The organism is Paenibacillus durus, assembly GCF_000756615.1.
Taxonomy (GTDB): domain Bacteria; phylum Bacillota; class Bacilli; order Paenibacillales; family Paenibacillaceae; genus Paenibacillus_AQ; species Paenibacillus_AQ durus.
The window spans coordinates 5265588-5284173 of record NZ_CP009288.1; the positions used below are offsets into that span (position 1 = coordinate 5265588).

15 protein-coding genes, 13 tRNA genes and 4 rRNA genes are annotated in these 18586 nt (G+C 50.1%); 4 read left to right on the plus strand and 28 right to left on the minus strand.

What is annotated here, in order from left to right; all coding sequences use genetic code 11:
• Window positions 1-200: 200 nt before the first annotated feature.
• The gene (locus PDUR_RS23165; protein ID WP_042208379.1) at window positions 201-641 is read left to right on the plus strand and encodes a transcriptional regulator; all 441 of its coding nucleotides are present in this window, start codon (window positions 201-203) and stop codon (window positions 639-641) included.
• Window positions 642-677: 36 nt separating this feature from the next.
• On the plus strand, window positions 678-1091 hold the full coding sequence (locus PDUR_RS23170) for an ImmA/IrrE family metallo-endopeptidase (RefSeq protein ID WP_042208380.1): 414 nt from the start codon (window positions 678-680) through the stop codon (window positions 1089-1091).
• Window positions 1092-1270: 179 nt separating this feature from the next.
• Here PDUR_RS23170 and PDUR_RS23175 read toward each other — a convergent pair.
• From PDUR_RS23175 to PDUR_RS23265, 19 genes are all read right to left on the minus strand, one after another.
• Window positions 1271-1344, minus strand: a tRNA-Gly gene (locus PDUR_RS23175).
• Window positions 1345-1357: 13 nt separating this feature from the next.
• Window positions 1358-1431: transfer RNA gene (locus tag PDUR_RS23180), tRNA-Pro, on the minus strand.
• A 9-nt stretch (window positions 1432-1440) separates the two neighbouring features.
• Window positions 1441-1517 (minus strand) — tRNA-Arg (locus PDUR_RS23185).
• A gap of 6 nt (window positions 1518-1523) precedes the next feature.
• Window positions 1524-1598: transfer RNA gene (locus PDUR_RS23190), tRNA-Gly, on the minus strand.
• 7 nt (window positions 1599-1605) lie between these two features.
• Window positions 1606-1689 (minus strand) — tRNA-Leu (locus PDUR_RS23195).
• Window positions 1690-1703: 14 nt separating this feature from the next.
• Window positions 1704-1776, minus strand: a tRNA-Lys gene (locus PDUR_RS23200).
• Window positions 1777-1783: 7 nt separating this feature from the next.
• Window positions 1784-1858 (minus strand) — tRNA-Gln (locus PDUR_RS23205).
• Between the two features lie 52 nt (window positions 1859-1910).
• Window positions 1911-1986, minus strand: a tRNA-Val gene (locus PDUR_RS23210).
• Between the two features lie 177 nt (window positions 1987-2163).
• A tRNA-Glu gene (locus PDUR_RS23215) sits at window positions 2164-2238 on the minus strand.
• A gap of 9 nt (window positions 2239-2247) precedes the next feature.
• Window positions 2248-2323, minus strand: a tRNA-Thr gene (locus tag PDUR_RS23220).
• Window position 2324: 1 nt separating this feature from the next.
• Window positions 2325-2400: transfer RNA gene (locus PDUR_RS23225), tRNA-Asn, on the minus strand.
• A gap of 10 nt (window positions 2401-2410) precedes the next feature.
• Window positions 2411-2527: ribosomal RNA gene (rrf, locus tag PDUR_RS23230) — 5S ribosomal RNA — on the minus strand.
• A gap of 122 nt (window positions 2528-2649) precedes the next feature.
• Window positions 2650-5576 (minus strand): 23S ribosomal RNA (locus PDUR_RS23235).
• Between the two features lie 125 nt (window positions 5577-5701).
• Window positions 5702-5777: transfer RNA gene (locus tag PDUR_RS23240), tRNA-Ala, on the minus strand.
• 23 nt (window positions 5778-5800) lie between these two features.
• A tRNA-Ile gene (locus tag PDUR_RS23245) sits at window positions 5801-5877 on the minus strand.
• A gap of 41 nt (window positions 5878-5918) precedes the next feature.
• A 5S ribosomal RNA gene (gene rrf / locus PDUR_RS23250) occupies window positions 5919-6035 on the minus strand.
• Between the two features lie 106 nt (window positions 6036-6141).
• Window positions 6142-7696: ribosomal RNA gene (locus PDUR_RS23255) — 16S ribosomal RNA — on the minus strand.
• The 16S, 23S and 5S rRNA genes sit together here with 13 tRNA genes alongside, the layout of an rRNA operon.
• A 331-nt stretch (window positions 7697-8027) precedes the next feature.
• Window positions 8028-8258 (minus strand): hypothetical protein, encoded by a 231-nt coding sequence (locus PDUR_RS23260; RefSeq protein ID WP_025690203.1) that lies wholly within the window; start codon window positions 8256-8258, stop codon window positions 8028-8030.
• Window positions 8259-8455: 197 nt separating this feature from the next.
• The gene (locus PDUR_RS23265; RefSeq protein WP_042208381.1) at window positions 8456-9055 is read right to left on the minus strand and encodes a stage II sporulation protein M; all 600 of its coding nucleotides are present in this window, start codon (window positions 9053-9055) and stop codon (window positions 8456-8458) included.
• 104 nt (window positions 9056-9159) lie between these two features.
• Here PDUR_RS23265 and pdaB point away from each other — a divergent pair, with 104 nt between their 5' ends.
• Window positions 9160-9963, plus strand: coding sequence for a polysaccharide deacetylase family sporulation protein PdaB (gene pdaB, locus PDUR_RS23270; protein ID WP_042208382.1), 804 nt, complete (start codon window positions 9160-9162; stop codon window positions 9961-9963).
• A 30-nt stretch (window positions 9964-9993) separates the two neighbouring features.
• On the opposite strand, the gene PDUR_RS23275 is transcribed toward pdaB, so the two are convergent.
• The gene (locus PDUR_RS23275; protein WP_156130591.1) at window positions 9994-10815 is read right to left on the minus strand and encodes a PPK2 family polyphosphate kinase; all 822 of its coding nucleotides are present in this window, start codon (window positions 10813-10815) and stop codon (window positions 9994-9996) included.
• A 122-nt stretch (window positions 10816-10937) separates the two neighbouring features.
• Window positions 10938-11546: a KinB-signaling pathway activation protein gene (locus PDUR_RS23280; protein WP_330217223.1), complete on the minus strand. Its 609-nt coding sequence runs from the start codon at window positions 11544-11546 to the stop codon at window positions 10938-10940.
• 123 nt (window positions 11547-11669) lie between these two features.
• Between PDUR_RS23280 and gerD the strand changes: the two genes are divergently transcribed.
• Window positions 11670-12368 (plus strand): spore germination lipoprotein GerD, encoded by a 699-nt coding sequence (gene gerD, locus PDUR_RS23285; RefSeq protein ID WP_042208383.1) that lies wholly within the window; start codon window positions 11670-11672, stop codon window positions 12366-12368.
• Window positions 12369-12473: 105 nt separating this feature from the next.
• Here gerD and PDUR_RS23290 read toward each other — a convergent pair whose 3' ends face one another.
• The 7 genes from PDUR_RS23290 to truA all read right to left on the minus strand — a co-directional run bounded on the left by PDUR_RS23290 (window position 12474) and on the right by truA (window position 18490).
• The gene (locus PDUR_RS23290) at window positions 12474-13565 is read right to left on the minus strand and encodes an Mrp/NBP35 family ATP-binding protein (protein ID WP_042208384.1); all 1092 of its coding nucleotides are present in this window, start codon (window positions 13563-13565) and stop codon (window positions 12474-12476) included.
• A 66-nt stretch (window positions 13566-13631) separates the two neighbouring features.
• Window positions 13632-14405 carry an N-acetylmuramoyl-L-alanine amidase CwlD gene (cwlD, locus tag PDUR_RS23295; RefSeq protein WP_042208385.1) on the minus strand — a complete coding sequence of 258 codons (774 nt, stop codon included), beginning with the start codon at window positions 14403-14405 and terminating at the stop codon, window positions 13632-13634.
• A gap of 81 nt (window positions 14406-14486) precedes the next feature.
• A complete protein-coding gene (gene sat, locus PDUR_RS23300) occupies window positions 14487-15656 on the minus strand; it encodes a sulfate adenylyltransferase (protein WP_042208386.1) in 1170 nt (389 codons plus the stop codon).
• A gap of 39 nt (window positions 15657-15695) precedes the next feature.
• Window positions 15696-16388, minus strand: coding sequence for a phosphoadenylyl-sulfate reductase (locus tag PDUR_RS23305; protein ID WP_042208387.1), 693 nt, complete (start codon window positions 16386-16388; stop codon window positions 15696-15698).
• A 253-nt stretch (window positions 16389-16641) separates the two neighbouring features.
• Window positions 16642-17034, minus strand: a complete 393-nt coding sequence (gene rpsI / locus PDUR_RS23310; RefSeq protein WP_025693047.1) for a 30S ribosomal protein S9 — start codon at window positions 17032-17034, stop codon at window positions 16642-16644.
• Window positions 17035-17054: 20 nt separating this feature from the next.
• The gene (gene rplM, locus PDUR_RS23315) at window positions 17055-17492 is read right to left on the minus strand and encodes a 50S ribosomal protein L13 (RefSeq protein WP_025693046.1); all 438 of its coding nucleotides are present in this window, start codon (window positions 17490-17492) and stop codon (window positions 17055-17057) included.
• A 221-nt stretch (window positions 17493-17713) separates the two neighbouring features.
• Entirely contained in the window at window positions 17714-18490 is a 777-nt protein-coding gene (gene truA / locus PDUR_RS23320; RefSeq protein ID WP_042208388.1) for a tRNA pseudouridine(38-40) synthase TruA, read from the minus strand.
• Window positions 18491-18586 lie beyond the last annotated feature (96 nt).

Genomic DNA, 18586 nt, shown 5'->3' on the forward strand with positions numbered 1-18586 from the left:
TCTTGTTCGCATTTTTCTATAATATACCACTTCGCATTGGTATTCGTAAAATCCGGTTTTCAGCCATTTCGCGCCGATAATCCCATAATACCTCCCGTTTCCTTGTCTTATGGCAAAATTATTATTACTTTATTTACCTTTTGGCAAAAATAGATTATAGTAATATCAGCAGACAATTGCATGACAAGGAGTGTTGCGGGATGGAACATGAATTTGGATTATATTTAAAACGGCTGCGCGAGAGCAAAGGTCTTACCCTTAGCCAATTGGCTGTGGCTGCCGGTATCAGCGGTTCACAGATCTCACGCATCGAGAACGGGCTGCGCGGCGTACCCAAGCCAGCAACCTTGCGCAGACTGGCAGAAGCCATGAATGCCTCCTATGAGGAGCTTATGGAGCGGGCAGGATATTTACAGGAATATGAACAAATGACTGAAGCGATACCGGAATGGGCGACCAGCAAGGACAAACGCGATTTCAAAAAGATGCTGGAGGATGACGGAGAGCTGATGTTTGACGGAGTTCCGCTTAACAAAGACGACAGACAAAGAATAAAAGACGTGCTGACAGGCTTATTCTGGGAAGCCAAGCAGATGAATAAACGCAAGCCAACTTCCAAACCAGACAAATCGGATGATTAATGCCCTTAACCAATACCTATGCTGCAGGTGAAGATAATGGATGAACTGGTCAAAAAGCTAATAAAAAAATATAAAACCAACTGTCCGTTTGAGCTATGCCGGGCTTTAGGTATCCATGTCCGATTCATGAACCTGGGCGAAGGAACCAAAGGGCTATACTATCGCAAGCTTCGAAGAAGATTTATTGTCATTCATAATGAGCTGTCCTTGGAATGGCAGCGATTTGTTTGTGCGCATGAATTGGGCCATGACCGGCTACATAAAGGCATTAACCGGTTCTTTTTGGAGGAGAGCTCTTATTTCGCCCCGGGCAAGCTGGAACGTCAGGCTAATCGATTTGCCGTTCTATTGTTAACCGCCGCCGCCTCTCCCGAGCAGGATGAGTCGCTGGAGAGCTATTATTCACGTCTAGGCATCCCGCCGGAAGTCGGCTTTTTTTTGGAGCCTTGAACCAAACATACATTCTCATCACATCATACATTCTCATCACGTTCATTTCGCCCGAGAACTAATGGACGCTCTCTCACTGCCGTTAACAGCATTACATAGCTAGGCAAAAACAAAAAAACTCTTACCAAAGTAAGAGTGTCTGTTCTTCATAAATGTTGCTTATGTAGTTGTTTAAAAACTGGAGCGGGTGATGGGAATCGAACCCACGCTATCAGCTTGGAAGGCTGAAGTTCTACCATTGAACTACACCCGCAAAGGTGAAAAAATCGGGATGACACGATTCGAACATGCGACCCCCTGGTCCCAAACCAGGTGCTCTACCAAGCTGAGCTACATCCCGTTAATATAATGGCGCGCCCTGAGAGATTCGAACTCCCGACCTTTTGATTCGTAGTCAAACGCTCTATCCAGCTGAGCTAAGGGCGCAAAATATGGAGCGGACGACGGGAATCGAACCCGCGACCCTCGCCTTGGCAAGGCGATGCTCTACCGCTGAGCCACGTCCGCATTTAAATGGTGCGCGTGGAGGGACTTGAACCCCCACGTCAAAGACGCTAGATCCTAAGTCTAGTGCGTCTGCCAATTCCGCCACACGCGCAAGTTACTTAAAAGTGAGCCATGAAGGACTCGAACCTTCGACACCCTGATTAAAAGTCAGGTGCTCTACCAACTGAGCTAATGGCTCATATAAATGGCTGGGGATATAGGATTCGAACCTATGCATGACGGAGTCAAAGTCCGTTGCCTTACCGCTTGGCTAATCCCCAATACTGGATACCTATATAATGCCCATATAATCCTCGAATAATCAGAAGGATATGGTGGAGGCTGAGGGGATCGAACCCCCGACCCTCTGCTTGTAAGGCAGATGCTCTCCCAGCTGAGCTAAGCCTCCATATGTTGGCAATCCATTTGAGTTAATTAAACCTGCGGGTCTCTCAACCCCAAAAACTAATAATAATGGTGACCCGTAGGGGATACGCCTCGCAAGCGAGTCGACTGCGATGTATTCCTAACGATGTCAATGCTAAGGCGAACCATTCGGGATTCTCATCCCCGGCAAAGAAGTAGTTGGTGACCCGTAGGGGATTCGAACCCCTGTTACCTCCGTGAAAGGGAGGTGTCTTAACCCCTTGACCAACGGGCCGAACAGATATGGAGCTCTCAACCGGGATCGAACCGGTGACCTCATCCTTACCATGGATGCACTCTACCTACTGAGCTATGAGAGCATGGCTCCCCGAACAGGACTCGAACCTGTGACAACTCGATTAACAGTCGAGTGCTCTACCAACTGAGCTATCAGGGAATGGTTGTCCGCTTGGCAGCGTCCTACTCTCCCAGGACCCTTCGGTCCAAGTACCATCGGCGCTGGAGGGCTTAACGGTCGTGTTCGGGATGGGTACGCGTGGAACCCCTCCGCCATCGCCACCAAACGGCAGGCTTGATCGCCTGAAAACTGGATCGAAACGAAACATTGCGTCTTCCCCATTCCGGGGTCCCCGCAAAGTACTCGGAATCAGCTTCGTCAGCCTCATCTTCACTTTGTGGGGTGAATTTGGATAAGCCCTCGACCGATTAGTATTGGTCAGCTCCACACGTTGCCGTGCTTCCACCTCCAACCTATCTACCTCGTCGTCTTCAAGGGGTCTTACATACTGGGAAATCTCATCTTGAGGGGGGCTTCACGCTTAGATGCTTTCAGCGCTTATCCCGTCCGTACGTAGCTACCCAGCCATGCTCCTGGCGGAACAACTGGTGCACCAGCGGTACGTCCATCCCGGTCCTCTCGTACTAAGGACAGCTCCTCTCAAATTTCCTACGCCCACGACAGATAGGGACCGAACTGTCTCACGACGTTCTGAACCCAGCTCGCGTACCGCTTTAATGGGCGAACAGCCCAACCCTTGGGACCTACTTCAGCCCCAGGATGCGATGAGCCGACATCGAGGTGCCAAACCTCCCCGTCGATGTGGACTCTTGGGGGAGATAAGCCTGTTATCCCCAGGGTAGCTTTTATCCGTTGAGCGATGGCCCTTCCATGCGGTACCACCGGATCACTAAGCCCGACTTTCGTCCCTGCTCGACTTGTAGGTCTCGCAGTCAAGCTCCCTTCTGCCTTTGCACTCTTCGAATGATTTCCAACCATTCTGAGGGAACCTTGGGACGCCTCCGTTACACTTTAGGAGGCGACCGCCCCAGTCAAACTGCCCGCCTGACACGGTCCCCGTACCCGTTTAGGGTACCAGGTTAGAACCTAGATACGATCAGGGTGGTATCCCAACGGCGCCTCCACCGAAGCTGGCGCTCCGGCTTCCAAGGCTCCCACCTATCCTGTACAGATCGTACCCAAGTTCAATATCAAGCTGCAGTAAAGCTCCATGGGGTCTTTCCGTCTTGTCGCGGGTAACCTGCATCTTCACAGGTATTAAAATTTCACCGGATCTCTCGTTGAGACAGCGCCCAAGTCGTTACGCCATTCGTGCGGGTCAGAATTTACCTGACAAGGAATTTCGCTACCTTAGGACCGTTATAGTTACGGCCGCCGTTTACTGGGGCTTCGGTTCACAGCTTCGGGTTACCCCTAACCGCTCCCCTTAACCTTCCAGCACCGGGCAGGCGTCAGCCCGTATACTTCGCCTTGCGGCTTCGCACAGACCTGTGTTTTTGCTAAACAGTCGCTTGGGCCTTTTCACTGCGGCCCCCTCGGGCTATTCACCCTACCGAGGCACCCCTTCTCCCGAAGTTACGGGGTCATTTTGCCGAGTTCCTTAACGAGAGTTCTTCCGCGCGCCTTAGAATTCTCTTCTCGCCTACCTGTGTCGGTTTGCGGTACGGGCACCTTCTCCTGGCTAGAGGCTTTTCTTGGCAGTGTGAGATCATGACCTTCGCTACTACAATTTTCGCTCCCCATCACAGCCCAGCCTTACGGTGTACGGATTTGCCTATACACCAGCCTCGCTGCTTGGACGGACATCCATCAGTCCGCGTCACTACCCTCCTGCGTCCCCCCATTGCTCATAACGGATTATGGTGGTACAGGAATATCAACCTGTTGTCCTTCGACTACGCCTGTCGGCCTCGCCTTAGGTCCCGACTTACCCTGAGCGGACGAGCCTTCCTCAGGAAACCTTGGGCTTTCGGCGGATCAGATTCTCACTGATCTTTTCGTTACTCATACCGGCATTCTCACTTGTATGCAGTCCAGCTGTCCTTACAGTCAACCTTCAACCCGCATACAACGCTCCCCTACCCCTGATGCAAGCATCAAGCCATAGCTTCGGTGGTGTGTTTAGCCCCGTTACATTTTCGGCGCAGAGTCACTCGACCAGTGAGCTATTACGCACTCTTTCAATGGTGGCTGCTTCTAAGCCAACATCCTGGTTGTCTGTGCAACTCCACATCCTTTCCCACTTAACACACACTTGGGGACCTTAGCTGATGGTCTGGGCTGTTTCCCTTTTGACAATGGATCTTAGCACTCACTGTCTGACTCCCGGCGACAAGTAGATGGCATTCGGAGTTTGACTGAGCTTGGTAACCCTTGCGGGCCCCGCACCCAATCAGTGCTCTACCTCCATTACTCTTAATCACCGAGGCTAGCCCTAAAGCTATTTCGGGGAGAACCAGCTATCTCCGAGTTCGATTGGAATTTCTCCGCTACCCCCACCTCATCCCCGAACTTTTCAACGTTCGTGGGTTCGGGCCTCCAGTGCGTGTTACCGCACCTTCACCCTGGACAGGGGTAGATCACACGGTTTCGGGTCTACGCCCACGTACTAAGTCGCCCTATTCAGACTCGCTTTCGCTGCGGCTCCGGCTCCTCGCCTTAACCTTGCACGTTAAACGTAACTCGCCGGTTCATTCTACAAAAGGCACGCCATCACCCCTAAAATGGGCTCTGACTTCTTGTAAGCACACGGTTTCAGGTACTCTTTCACTCCCCTTCCGGGGTGCTTTTCACCTTTCCCTCACGGTACTGTTTCACTATCGGTCGCCAGGGAGTATTTAGCCTTGGCAGATGGTCCTGCCGGATTCATACGGGGTTTCACGTGCCCCGCACTACTCGGGATCCGTCTCGGAGGGAACGACTTTTCAGCTACAGGGCTTTTACCTTTTCTAGCGGGCCTTTCCAGACCTCTTCGCTTAAACCGTTCCTTTGTAACTCCATGTGAGACGTCCCACAACCCCGAAGAGCAAGCTCTTCGGTTTAGGCTGTTCCGCGTTCGCTCGCCGCTACTGACGGAATCACTCTTGTTTTCTCTTCCTCAGGGTACTTAGATGTTTCAGTTCCCCTGGTCTGCCTCTAGCTCTCCTATGAATTCAGAGAGAAGTGACTGTGCATTACCACAGCCGGGTTTCCCCATTCGGACACCCCCGGATCAAAGCTTGCTTACAGCTCCCCGAGGCCTTTTCGTTGTTCGCCACGTCCTTCATCGGCTCCTGGCGCCTAGGCATCCTCCGTGTGCTCTTACTAGCTTAACCAACTAAGCACTCTTACTTCACTTGATCAATCGCTTGACACAAGTTCAGCTAAAAGATGTTCTAAAACGCAATTTTCGTTTCGGTATCCAGTTTTCAAGGATCAAGATTGTTGCATGTGATACAATTGGTGGAGCCAAGGAGGATCGAACTCCTGACCTCCTGCTTGCAAGGCAGGCGCTCTCCCAGCTGAGCTATGGCCCCATAAAAAGGTATGGAATTATTAGTGGTGGGCCTTAGTGGACTCGAACCACCGACCTCACCCTTATCAGGGGTGCGCTCTAACCAGCTGAGCTAAAGGCCCTTAGTCTTGCATATACTCTTATGGGAAACCCATAAGGTTGCGCTTGGCAGCGTCCTACTCTCCCAGGACCCTTCGGTCCAAGTACCATCGGCGCTGGAGGGCTTAACGGTCGTGTTCGGGATGGGTACGCGTGGAACCCCTCCGCCATCGCCACCAAACGCTTGAAAGAGGTTTGCTCTCTCAAAACTGAGCAACGAGTGAGCGTTGCCGGAAGTCAAGCTTCCGCATTTGAATGTTTCCGCTACGGGAAACGATTCTCCATAGAAAGGAGGTGATCCAGCCGCACCTTCCGATACGGCTACCTTGTTACGACTTCACCCCAATCATCTACCCCACCTTCGGCGGCTGGCTCCTTGCGGTTACCCCACCGACTTCGGGTGTTGTAAACTCTCGTGGTGTGACGGGCGGTGTGTACAAGACCCGGGAACGTATTCACCGCGGCATGCTGATCCGCGATTACTAGCAATTCCGACTTCATGCAGGCGAGTTGCAGCCTGCAATCCGAACTGAGACCGGCTTTCTAAGATTGGCTCCGCCTCGCGGCTTCGCTTCCCGTTGTACCGGCCATTGTAGTACGTGTGTAGCCCAGGTCATAAGGGGCATGATGATTTGACGTCATCCCCACCTTCCTCCGGTTTGTCACCGGCAGTCACTCTAGAGTGCCCAGCTTCACCTGCTGGCAACTAAAGTCAAGGGTTGCGCTCGTTGCGGGACTTAACCCAACATCTCACGACACGAGCTGACGACAACCATGCACCACCTGTCTCCTCTGTCCCGAAGGCCGCGCCTATCTCTAGACGATTCAGAGGGATGTCAAGACCTGGTAAGGTTCTTCGCGTTGCTTCGAATTAAACCACATACTCCACTGCTTGTGCGGGTCCCCGTCAATTCCTTTGAGTTTCAGTCTTGCGACCGTACTCCCCAGGCGGAGTGCTTACTGTGTTAACTTCGGCACCAAGGGTATCGAAACCCCTAACACCTAGCACTCATCGTTTACGGCGTGGACTACCAGGGTATCTAATCCTGTTTGCTCCCCACGCTTTCGCGCCTCAGCGTCAGTTACAGCCCAGAAAGTCGCCTTCGCCACTGGTGTTCCTCCACATCTCTACGCATTTCACCGCTACACGTGGAATTCCACTTTCCTCTTCTGCACTCAAGCTGTCCAGTTTCCAGTGCGACCACAGGTTGAGCCCATGGTTTAAACACCAGACTTAAACAGCCGCCTGCGCGCGCTTTACGCCCAATAATTCCGGACAACGCTTGCCCCCTACGTATTACCGCGGCTGCTGGCACGTAGTTAGCCGGGGCTTTCTTCTCAGGTACCGTCACTCTTGTAGCAGTTACTCTACAAGACGTTCTTCCCTGGCAACAGAGCTTTACGATCCGAAAACCTTCATCACTCACGCGGCGTTGCTCCGTCAGGCTTTCGCCCATTGCGGAAGATTCCCTACTGCTGCCTCCCGTAGGAGTCTGGGCCGTGTCTCAGTCCCAGTGTGGCCGTTCACCCTCTCAGGTCGGCTACGCATCGTCGCCTTGGTGAGCCGTTACCCCACCAACTAGCTAATGCGCCGCAGGCCCATCCCTTGGTGACAGATTGCTCCGCCTTTCAGCCTCTCAGCAGGAGCTAAGAGGAATTATCCGGTATTAGCTACCGTTTCCGGTAGTTATCCCAGTCCAAGGGGCAGGTTGCCTACGTGTTACTCACCCGTCCGCCGCTAAGCCTCATCGGAAGCAAGCTTCCGATGAAACTCCGCTCGACTTGCATGTATTAGGCACGCCGCCAGCGTTCGTCCTGAGCCAGGATCAAACTCTCCAATAAAGTATTGAAAGAGCGATTAGCTCAATTTGAAACATCTGACGAGAATTTGCATTCTCAATTTTGGAACTCGCTTGAAGCGAATTCCCACTCACTCGTTGTTCAGTTTTCAAAGATCAATTTCTCTCTCAGTACATCACCGCGTCTCATGCGGCGACCTTTATAATATATCATACTGTCTATCTGTTTGGCAAGTACTTTTTCGAAAAAACTTTTTCTCATTTTTTCTTGCCTGCGGCTTCTTAATATAACAAAAAGGAGCGCGAGATATAATGTATCACGCCGCCTCCTCTTTAGTCAACCCTTTTTTTATTTATTAAACATCCGCTTTTTATTAATGCTTGATTTGGGAAGAGCGGCCGCCCCAAGCGTATTTGGAAAGTTCCTTTTGCGGTGCGAAACGAGCATACATGCGAAAAACAGTTTTGTATCTGTTGGCAATAGCATGCCTGATATTTTGATCCAATCGTTGATCGCTTAGGTCGAGCAGCATTTCGTCCAGCTCTTTACGCAAAACATAGTCCAGTTCTTTGCATTCTTTTTCGTTGAACAACATACCCAACATATGCTTGGCCTCCTTTATTTACTCTGATTAAACCGGAGATTCGGCTTGAACTACCGCTTACACTAGATTAACCGAAGTGTCCAAATAATAACCATAATTATATTTTTTTCCTATAAAAACTGATATTTTATTTATACTGTTCATTACCCTGAATTTGCGTTCTTGCGTTTTACTGGTATGCGCAATTATTCGAAATTTTATGATAAGAGCGCAAAAGTTACCGTGCTCTCAATGACCGCTGCAATAAGCAGCAATATAACGATCCAAATAGACGCCGTCAGTGTCTGGCGCATAAAGGATGGCCACTCTCCCCCGCTTCGGGTTCTTCTCACCATGCTTGCCGCCACGTTAGCGCCAAACTGAAGGCCGAAAGCACAAGCTATAATGATGGCGGGGATTTCAATAATCCCATGCGGCAGCAGCCCCTTGACAATCAGTTCGAATACATCCCTTCCCTGAAGAACAAAGGTGTGCACCAAATAACCGATAACTGCTCCGTTGATCAAGAGAAAGATAGCCGGAAGAATGCCGAACAAGGCTCCCAGAAAAATTATCAGAACACCTTTAATGCTATTGTTCAAAAAGATAAACACAAAAAAGCTCAACTGCGGATTGGATGAGTCCCGTAATTTTTCACTAATGCTGCCCAGTCCCCGTAGCTGCTGCATCAGCAGCCGTTCCAGACTGCCCGTTCCAATCCATCCGGCTGCAACGCCGACTATGAATAACAGACATGAGAGCATGAGCGCCTTGCGTATTGTGTAGATATCACGGCCAAAAGTAAATATAGAGAACATGTCTTACCTCCTAGGAGTTTCGTTTTATACCAAGTCATAACCTTTCCGTACGAGCATACATTTATAACAAACAAGCTTTCGTATGGGAGAGGAGTCTTGAGTGAATGAATTCCTTCTATGTATTCAGCGGCAAAAAAATAAAGCGTTTCTTCTATATTTGCGCCGCTGCTTTGCTTGCTGCCGGAGTCATTTATGTAGAGCGTGGCAATATTACCGTCTTTTCCGAATCGCCTCCTTCCGCCATTTACAGTGTGCCTACGGAGAAAAAGCTGATCGCCCTGACCTTTGATATCAGTTGGGGAGAAAAACGTCCGGGGCCCATTCTTAAAGTACTGGAGGACAAGAAAGTCGACAAAGCTACGTTCTTCCTGTCTTCCCCATGGAGCAAGACCCATCAGGACATTGTGGCGAATATTAAAAATGCAGGGTATGAGATTGGCAGCCACGGCCACAAGCATGTCAATTACAGCACGCTGAGCAGCGAGGAAATTCGGACTCAGATTACGACAGCAGGTACGATTCTGAATGAATTAACCGGGAAAGAACCGAAGCTGATCCGCATGCCCAACGGTGATTTTGACAAAAGAGTCCTGCAGGTGGCAAACGACCTCGGCTATAAAGTCATCCAATGGGATACCGATTCTCTTGATTGGAAAAATATCGGCGTAGAAAATATAGTGAAGCGCGTGACCAGCAAAGCTCATCCCGGTGATATCGTGCTGCTCCATGCCAGCGACTCCTGCAAGCAAACCCATGAGGCACTGCCTCAAATTATCGATGCACTCCGGAGTCAAGGCTATGAATTTGTGACCGTCTCCGAGCTAATCAGCCAAGGCAGCACCGAAGGCAAGGAAGTAAGGGACTCGGCGTGGCTTAGTGATCGTCTGGAGGATGCCGCTGGTCTGTAATCCTTTTTGTGGGCAGGGACTTTCGGCCGATTAATGCCGCGGGGAAATCAGTTCGGAAATATCTGGAGTCAGCGTGTTCAGCTTGGGATAAGAGAGCTTCAGCTTCTCCAGTGTCTTAACTACGATGTTCAATGCCAAATAGTTGCGGAACCAGCGGTGATTGGCCGGAATCCAGTACCATGGCGCGTTATCTTTAGCAGTCTCTTTAAAAATATCTTCGTAAGCCTCCTGATAATCGTTCCAGTATTTCCGTTCTTCGAGATCGCTGACATCGAACTTCCAATGCTTGGCCGGGTCCTGGAGCCGCTCCTGGATTTTTTCCAGCTGTTTATCCTTCGATATATGAAGAAAAAGCTTGATGATAATCGTGTTCTCCTCCGTCAGCATCTCTTCAAAATGCCGGATGTGGCGAAAGCGGCGTTTGGTTTCAGCCTTATCCTGACCTCCATGAACACGGGGTACGAGTACCTCTTCATAATGGGAGCGGTTGAAGGCTGATATATATCCTTTTGCCGGGGTCTGTTTATGCACTCTCCACAAAAAATCATGGGCCGACTCATCCAGGGTCGGCTTTTTAAAGCTGGTCACCGTAAAACCCTGTGGATTGATTCCCGAAAAAACATGTTTTACCGTGCCGTCCTTACCGCTCGAATCCATTCCTTGAAGGACGATCAGCAGCGCATGCTTCTTTTGAGCGAAAAAAATGTCCTGGAGTTCGGCAAGCCGTTCCTTTAGTGGACCCATTTTCGCCTCGGCCTCTTCTTTATTTGTGAAGCCTCCCGTTTCGTCGGGGTTAAGCTTGGGCAGTATTTTGCCGTCTGTGTCTTTTATCATATAGCGGTCGATGTTCACATATACCCCTCCCAAAACGTATCAAGGTCTTTCTTTTTGTTTAACCCCATCCACCGAAACTCAATCGAACCTTACACAAATAACCCCGCTTCCTGATCCCTCAGGAACGGAGTATAGGCAGTTCATCCGGATGATTCGGCAGCCGGCCGCACAATATGGTGAAGTCGCAAAATTTGGAATGCATTACAGGCAATCAGAGGAACCACTATAAATAAGGTTGCATTATCCACACCAATCCGCAGCACACCGATCATTTCCACGATGGTAATGCCGGTCATGAAGAAGAACGTCGGAATCCAGGCTGAAGCGTTGGTATCCCGCACTTTGAAATAAGCAACAGCAATAGCTGCTATCAAAATGGAAAGCCCTAGAGTCAAATCGGATATCAGGCTCCGCTCCCCCCCGACGAACGAACGGAGAAAAATTAAATCAAACAAGGCGATAACCGCCAGCGCGAGCTGTATGTACTGCCATATTTTTCGTGGAAACACGCCAAATCCCATATAGTTCAGAATCAAATACGCAAAAAAACCAAGCTGAGAGTAGACGCTTACAAGCATCCCGTAGCCAAATAAGATAAGCGCATAAAGGAAGAAGTCCGTTAAGCTTGTGAATGGAACGGCGCCGCCGATTCCCTGAAGGGCCAGCCCGGCTGCGACAGCTCCTGCGGAACCGACCAACAGCGTTGTCCAGAACAGATGAAACCATTTCCTAATATTCAGGCCGCTCACCCCCGTGACAGATTTATTTTACCAAGGTTGCCGACAAAAAACCATGACCGCCGCAACATAAATGTGTTTTCTCTACGGCATACTACTACATATCAGTATCCCCAAAAAAGGAGGACGGCACCAATGAGACGGGCGGTATTACGGAATAGCGGAATTGCCCTCGGCCTAATTCTTGTCTTGACGGCCTGCGGAAGCGAGCAGAGCGGCTCTTCGTCACAACAGTTCAGCTACAAGGAAATGAAAACAATGGTCGTCGATATATTAAAAAGTGAAGAAGGTAAAAAGGCGGTTGAGGAAGCACTCTCCACACCCAGTAGAGGCGGTGGCGGGGGCGGCGGGAACGGTACAATGAGCATGAAAATGCTGCCGCAGACAAATGAGCAGATTCGTCTGGCCGTAAAGGATACAATTACAGCTCCCGAGTATCAGAAGGAAATCGAGAAAATTATGACGGACCCGCAGTTTGCCGGGGATTTTGCCAAAGCTATCAGCTCCCAGAGTAAGCAGCTGCACCTTCAACTGATCAAAGACCCGACTTATCAGAAATCGGTTGCCCAAATCATGAAATCTCCCGAAATGATGAAAATGTTCCTTGATCTTACCAAAACACCGGATTATCGGAAGCAGACAATGACTGTAATGCAGGAAACGATGCAAAATCCTCTGTTCCGGATGGAAGTGCTTGCACTGCTTAAAACCGTCGTTCAGGAAGAGCTTCAGCCAAAAGTTGAGAAAAAAAGCGGCGGCCAGGAAAGTTCAGGCGGGGATAGCGGTGGTGGAGATAGCGGTGGCGGCGGAGATAGTGGAGGCAGCGGACAATAGCAATAAGAATAAGGACGAAGGCGAATCTTTGAGGACAGGATATAACGGACTTGAGCTCGCTAATAAGCCAGGCGCTCCTAATGTAGGGGCCTGGCTTATTATTATTTACTCACATTTGATGATAAGCCGATCTGCAATTTCGTCGAACAACCGCGCAGTATCCGTTCCTGCTTTATAGACAGATGGTGAGAAATCGGGGTCGGAGACATGGTTGTCCGGCGCTCCAAGCGGAATTTGCCCGATCAGGTTCGTATGAAGGTTTTCAGCCAATTTTGCTCCCCCGCCACGACCAAAGATGTAATCTTTCTGGCCGCAGGCAGAGCATTGATAATAAGCCATATTTTCAATAACTCCGAGAATTTCGTGATCCGTCTGCAGCGCCATAGAGCCCGCTCTCGCCGCCACAAACGCCGCTGTTGCATGAGGAGTGGTCACAATAACCTCTTTGCTCTGCGGCAGCATCTGGTGGACGTCAAGCGCCACATCGCCCGTTCCCGGAGGCAAGTCCAGCAGCATATAGTCAAGCTCTCCCCAAGCGACATCGCTGAAGAATTGGCGGAGCATTTTGCCCAGCATCGGACCGCGCCAGATCACCGGGTTATTTTCACGGATAAAAAAGCCCATCGACATCACTTTCACACCGAAGCGCTCAACAGGAATAATCGTTCCGTCTCGGGCGACTGGCCCTTCCTCGATTCCCATCATGTCCGGAACACTGAAGCCGTAAATGTCAGCATCGATCAGACCGACCTTTTTGCCTTTTCGCGCGAGAGCAGCAGCCAAATTAACCGTAACCGTCGATTTGCCGACTCCGCCCTTGCCGCTCGCTATGGCAATAAAATGAACACCTGAGTTCTCATTCAGCAGCTCAAGCCCTTCCAGACCCGCCGCGTGACCTTTGAGCTTCTCTTCACCGCCGGCTGTCTCTCTCTGGCTCAATAAAGACCGTTCATGGTCGGTTGCGTCCCGCAAACGGATATGGACATTCTCAGCGCCGCCTTCCCGCAGACGATCCCTCACCTCCTGCTCAAGCTCCATCCGCTTTGTTTCATCCGTTTCGAGGCATACCAACGATAAAGAAATATGGTCCTCCTTAATCATAATATCGCGGATCAACTGCTGTTCTACCAGGCTTTTTCCGGTTTCCGGGTCGGTAATCGGCAGCAGTAATTCTTGTATTTGTTCCCTGGACAGCATTGGAAAACACTCCTGTTCTGTAGCCGGCAGTTTATTGACCGGATCTCATTTCTGTCTATTATAGCATTACCGTTTAGGGGAAGAGTAGTCCTTCGCCTGTTCGCCCGCTTCATACCGCAGAATGCCTCTGTAAACGCTTGTCGCCACTTTTCGTTGGTACAGGTCGTCGCCAAGCAGAACCGATTCTTGCGGGTGAGACAAAAATCCCACCTCAACTAAAATGGATGGTATTCGCAGTGCCTGCAGCAGATATACGGTATTTACCGTTTTCGCGGTTCGGTCCGTGTTCGCAAGCGTTGTCCGGATCTCTTCCTGTACCAGCCTGGCCAGTGCTTCGTTGCCCGTATGATTCGGATAGTAGAAGACTTGGGCGCCGCTCCAGCGGTTTGAAGGCATGCTGTTCATGTGTATGCTTATAAAAAGATCGGCTCTCTTATCCTCAATCGTTCTGACACGCTGTTTAAGGTCTTCTGTCTTGCGCTTGGCATAGCCCCTTGTGTCCGATCCGGCAAGATCATAATCGCCTTCACGCGTCATGATAACGACGGCGCCTGCCTGCTGCAGATAATCGCGTAAATAGAGCGAGACGGCTAAATTAATATCTTTTTCAATCAAGCCTTCCCGGCTGACTGCTCCTCCGTCGGGACCGCCATGTCCCGCGTCAATCGCAATGACCTTGCCGGACAGCGGCAGGCTCCAGTAGTTCCACGTTCTCGCGGTAGGCATATCATAAGAAATAATGCCCAGCAGCAGGGCCATAAGGGCGATACCCCAAATTCCCTTTTTCATGCCGCTCCAAGAGATCCAGACCGAGACCTTTTTACTCTTACGGCCGGACATATTAAAAAACCCCCTCGTCCCGATAGATTCTACTCATCTATATGGGACAAGAGGGTCAAATAGTACCTTTAATCCATGATCTTATGAGGTTGTAACTTCCTTCATGCCTTCAATGAGGATTTGGGCAACCTCCGGCCGGGAGAATTCCGGCGGCGGGCATACTCCTTCACGCAGCATAGCGCGAACTTTGGTACCCGACAAAGCTACATGATCTTCTTTGGTATGAGGGCATGTCTTACTTGAAGCCATGTTTCCGCATTTCTTGCAGAAGAAGCTGTGCTCGAAGAACAGCGGCGTAATGTCCAGTTCTTCAGCAGTGAAGTTCGAGAAAATCTCCTGCGCTTCATACGTGCCGTAATAATCGCCGACACCGGCATGGTCACGGCCTACGATAAAATGGGTGCAGCCGTAATTTTTGCGGACCATGGCATGGAAAATCGCTTCACGCGGACCCGCATAACGCATGGCTGCCGGGAATACGCCAAGGAACGTCCGGTTCTGCGGATAATAATTTTCAAGAAGGGCCAGGTAACTCTTCATGCGGACATTTGCCGGCACATCATCCGACTTCGTCTCGCCCACCAGCGGGTTCAGGAACAGTCCGTCTACAATCTCCATTGCAGACTTTTGAATGTACTCATGCGCTCGGTGAACGGGATTCCGGGTCTGGAAGCCTACAACTGTTCTCCAGCCTTTTTCCGCAAAAATTTTACGGGTCTTCGCCGGATCAAAATAAAACTCTCCGAATTTCTCCGGCTGCGGACGGTTCAGTACGGTAATCGAACCGCCGACATAAGTTGCATTACGGGCAAGCAGCTTACTTACGCCCGGGTGCTCCGGATCGGTTGTCTTAAATACATTTTGCGCTTCAACCTGCTGATCGACACTGTAAATGCTCTCGACATCCAGAAGCCCGTATGTTACGCCGTCCTCTTCACCGACCAAAGCCACTCGCTCGCCGATCGCCAAAGCGGCAGCTTCCTCATCGCTGAGAGACAGTGTAATCGGAATACTCCACACCGTTCCGTTCGCAAGACGTATATTCTTAACTACGGAATGGTAGTCCTCTTCGTTCAGAAAACCGGTCAGCGGCGAAAATGCGCCGACGCCAATCAAATCCAAATCGGAAATCGTCCATGTATTAATGGGTATCTTCTTGAATCCTGCCGCTTCCTTAAGCAGCCGTTCTCTCTCCTCGCCCTCAGCTATCCGATTAATCAACGTTCCGCCATGCGGAAGGATTGCAGTCATCTATTTTCTTCCCTTCTCTGTTGTAACGATTAATATGTCTTACTTGTGCAGCCCACACTCCGTCTTATCGGAGCCGGACCAGCGTCCCGCACGCGGGTCTTCACCAGGCATAACGGCGCGCGTGCAATGCTCGCAGCCAATGCTTGGGAAATGACGGTCATGCAGCGGGTTATAGATCACGTCGTTGCTTCGGATGTAGTTCCATACATCTTCGCTCGTCCAGTCCGCAATCGGATTGAATTTTACCAGACCGAATTTATAATCATATTCGATCTTCTTCGTATTGGCGCGAGTTGGGGCCTGGTCGCGGCGAATACCGGTAATCCATGCATCGTATTTGGACAGAATCCGCGTCAAAGGCTCTACTTTGCGGATATTGCAGCATTGGTTCGGTTCTGTTTTCCAAAGTTCCTCGCCATACTGCTGGGCTTGCTCCTCAGGAGTGATTTGTGGGGATACCCGTACAAATTCCAAGTTATATTTCGCTTCGATCTTATCTCTAGTTTCATAGGTTTCCTGGAAGTGAAAATCCGTGTCCAAGTAGAAAATATCGGTAGATGGACTTACCTTCTGCAGCATATCAACCAACACAACGTCTTCGGCTCCAAAGCTGCAGGCAAACGTTATATTTGGAAAAGTTTCCACCGCCCAGCGAATAATCTCCTCCGGCGTGGCATGCTCTAATTCTTCAGCCTTCACTTTGATTAGCTCTTCTTTTTCAAGCAAATTCATTGCATATTCCTCCATCCCAAAATAAAACTTTAGATTAAATTCCAACTAAGTTAATATGAAATAAGTATATAACTTTCCCATGGGATGTCAATGATATTTCAGCATTAAAACATTGCAAAATGACATTTCCCTATAAATTTAAAAAAATTTGCTTGGGTGATTCAGTTACCGTACTGTAGGAGCTTGGTAATCTAATATAAAAGCCCCCGGCTGCGAGGGCCAGAGGCTTGAATTCCTTGATACACAAGGGGAATTAACGTTTCGAGAACTGAGGAGCGCGACGAGCGGCTTTGAGGCCGTACTTCTTACGTTCCTTCATACGTGGGTCACGAGTCAGGAATCCGGCTTTCTTCAAGGAAGAACGGTATTCCGGATCTGCTTTCAGCAGAGCGCGGGAAATGCCGTGGCGGATTGCGCCGGCTTGGCCGGAAATTCCGCCGCCGTGAGCGATAACCAGAACATCGTAGCTGCCCAGTGTTTCAGTCAGAGTCAAAGGTTGTTTAACAATCAGTTTGAGTGTTTCCAAACCAAAATATTCGTTGATGTCGCGTTTGTTAATGACAATGCGTCCTTCACCCGGTACGAGGCGAACACGTGCTACCGAATGTTTACGACGACCTGTCCCATAGTATTGTACTTGTGCCATGAAACTGTCCTCCCTTATTCTTATCCGCGAAGTTCGTAAACTTCAGGTTTTTGTGCTGCGTGTGGATGCTCGGCGCCGGCATAAACTTTCAATCTCAGCTTCATCGCGTTACCTTGGCGGGTCTTCGGAATCATGCCGTGAACGGCGGATTCAATTACACGCTCAGGTTTGCTGTTCAGCAAGGTTTCAGCTGTGGTTACTTTCAGACCGCCCGGATGCAGCGAGTGACGGTAGTATTTCTTGTTTTGCAGTTTCTTGCCAGTCAAATGAATCTTCTCGGCGTTGATAACGATGACGAAGTCGCCAGTATCCACGTGAGGGGTAAATTGCGGTTTGTGTTTGCCGCGGATCAAAGCAGCGGCTTCACTTGCCAGACGGCCGAGTGTTTTGCCTTCGGCATCAATAATATGCCAGTTGCGTTCAACTTCGTTCGGCTTCGCCATGTAGGTGGTACGCATGAATAGTTCCTCCTTGTTCTCGTACGAAAATCTCGTATATCTGATTTCTCATCGAAATTACATTTTTGGTTGTTGGGTAAAGCATTTTCAGGGCTTTCTTGATCGGGGCTGTGGGATAGCCATCAAGAAAACACAACTTTTATTTTACAGGATAACCATACCAAGTGCAAGAGTTTTTCGATCATTAAATTGTCTTTTTTTTCAGTAAAATTACGTGAATCTCATTCTACATCCTGGTAGCTTACATTCCAAAGCGCCAATCCCTTGGCCACTGCGGTCGGGCCGGCGGCCGCCCGGTCGCATGCCGCCAGAATGTCCGCTATGGTCTCCGGTTTGCGTTTGCCCTCTCCCACTTGAATAAGCGTCCCCATAATGATCCGTACCATATGCTGCAAAAACCCGCTGCCGGTAATGTAAGTGTGAATGACTCCCTGATCGGACGAGCCGGGCCTGCACATGCTTCGGTCAATCTCCATATACGCCTCATAAATCGTACGGACATGAGAGGTCTTCGTCGATTTCCGCGATGCGAAGGAGGTGAAATCATAGGTACCGACCAGAGGGACGAGTCCTTCCTCCATGGCCTTCACATCAAGCGCTACGGGATGATGAAACTGAAAACGCCGCTGAAACGGATCCGGGAACCGGTTGCCATTGATCGTGTATCGATAGGTCTTCCGCTTGGCTGCCCGGCGGGAATGGAAAGAGAGCGGCACTTCGTGCGCTTCCGTAACCACGATATCTTCCGGCAGACGCGCGTTCAGCGCCAGACACCAACGCTCAAGCGGAATACACGAGGCTGTTTCGAAATTAAACGGCTGTCCATATGCGTGAACGCCGGCGTCCGTACGTCCGGAAGCGGTAATCTTCAACACTTCACCTGTCAGATGGGCAATAGCCTGTTCCAGCTTATCCTGAACTGTATTGCCTCCGGGCTGAGTCTGAAAGCCGTCGTAGTTCGTACCGTCATAGGTGACTTTCATGAATAGATTGCGCATTTCGGCTCTCCTCCCAAAAAAAAGAAGCCCCTTCGGGAGCTCCTTCCATTGAACAAGCGGATTTCCGCGGTTTACTGCACGACTGGCGGACACCTA

Coding starts and splice junctions, on each gene's coding strand:
- PDUR_RS23165 (WP_042208379.1), top strand. CDS start 201: ATGGAACATGAATTTGGATTATATTTAAAACGGCTGCGCGAGAGCAAA.
- PDUR_RS23170 (WP_042208380.1), top strand. CDS start 678: ATGGATGAACTGGTCAAAAAGCTAATAAAAAAATATAAAACCAACTGT.
- PDUR_RS23260 (WP_025690203.1), bottom strand. CDS start 8,258: ATGTTGGGTATGTTGTTCAACGAAAAAGAATGCAAAGAACTGGACTAT.
- PDUR_RS23265 (WP_042208381.1), bottom strand. CDS start 9,055: ATGTTCTCTATATTTACTTTTGGCCGTGATATCTACACAATACGCAAG.
- pdaB (WP_042208382.1), top strand. CDS start 9,160: ATGAATTCCTTCTATGTATTCAGCGGCAAAAAAATAAAGCGTTTCTTC.
- gerD (WP_042208383.1), top strand. CDS start 11,670: ATGAGACGGGCGGTATTACGGAATAGCGGAATTGCCCTCGGCCTAATT.
- PDUR_RS23290 (WP_042208384.1), bottom strand. CDS start 13,565: ATGCTGTCCAGGGAACAAATACAAGAATTACTGCTGCCGATTACCGAC.
- cwlD (WP_042208385.1), bottom strand. CDS start 14,405: ATGTCCGGCCGTAAGAGTAAAAAGGTCTCGGTCTGGATCTCTTGGAGC.
- sat (WP_042208386.1), bottom strand. CDS start 15,656: ATGACTGCAATCCTTCCGCATGGCGGAACGTTGATTAATCGGATAGCT.
- PDUR_RS23305 (WP_042208387.1), bottom strand. CDS start 16,388: ATGAATTTGCTTGAAAAAGAAGAGCTAATCAAAGTGAAGGCTGAAGAA.
- rpsI (WP_025693047.1), bottom strand. CDS start 17,034: ATGGCACAAGTACAATACTATGGGACAGGTCGTCGTAAACATTCGGTA.
- rplM (WP_025693046.1), bottom strand. CDS start 17,492: ATGCGTACCACCTACATGGCGAAGCCGAACGAAGTTGAACGCAACTGG.
- truA (WP_042208388.1), bottom strand. CDS start 18,490: ATGCGCAATCTATTCATGAAAGTCACCTATGACGGTACGAACTACGAC.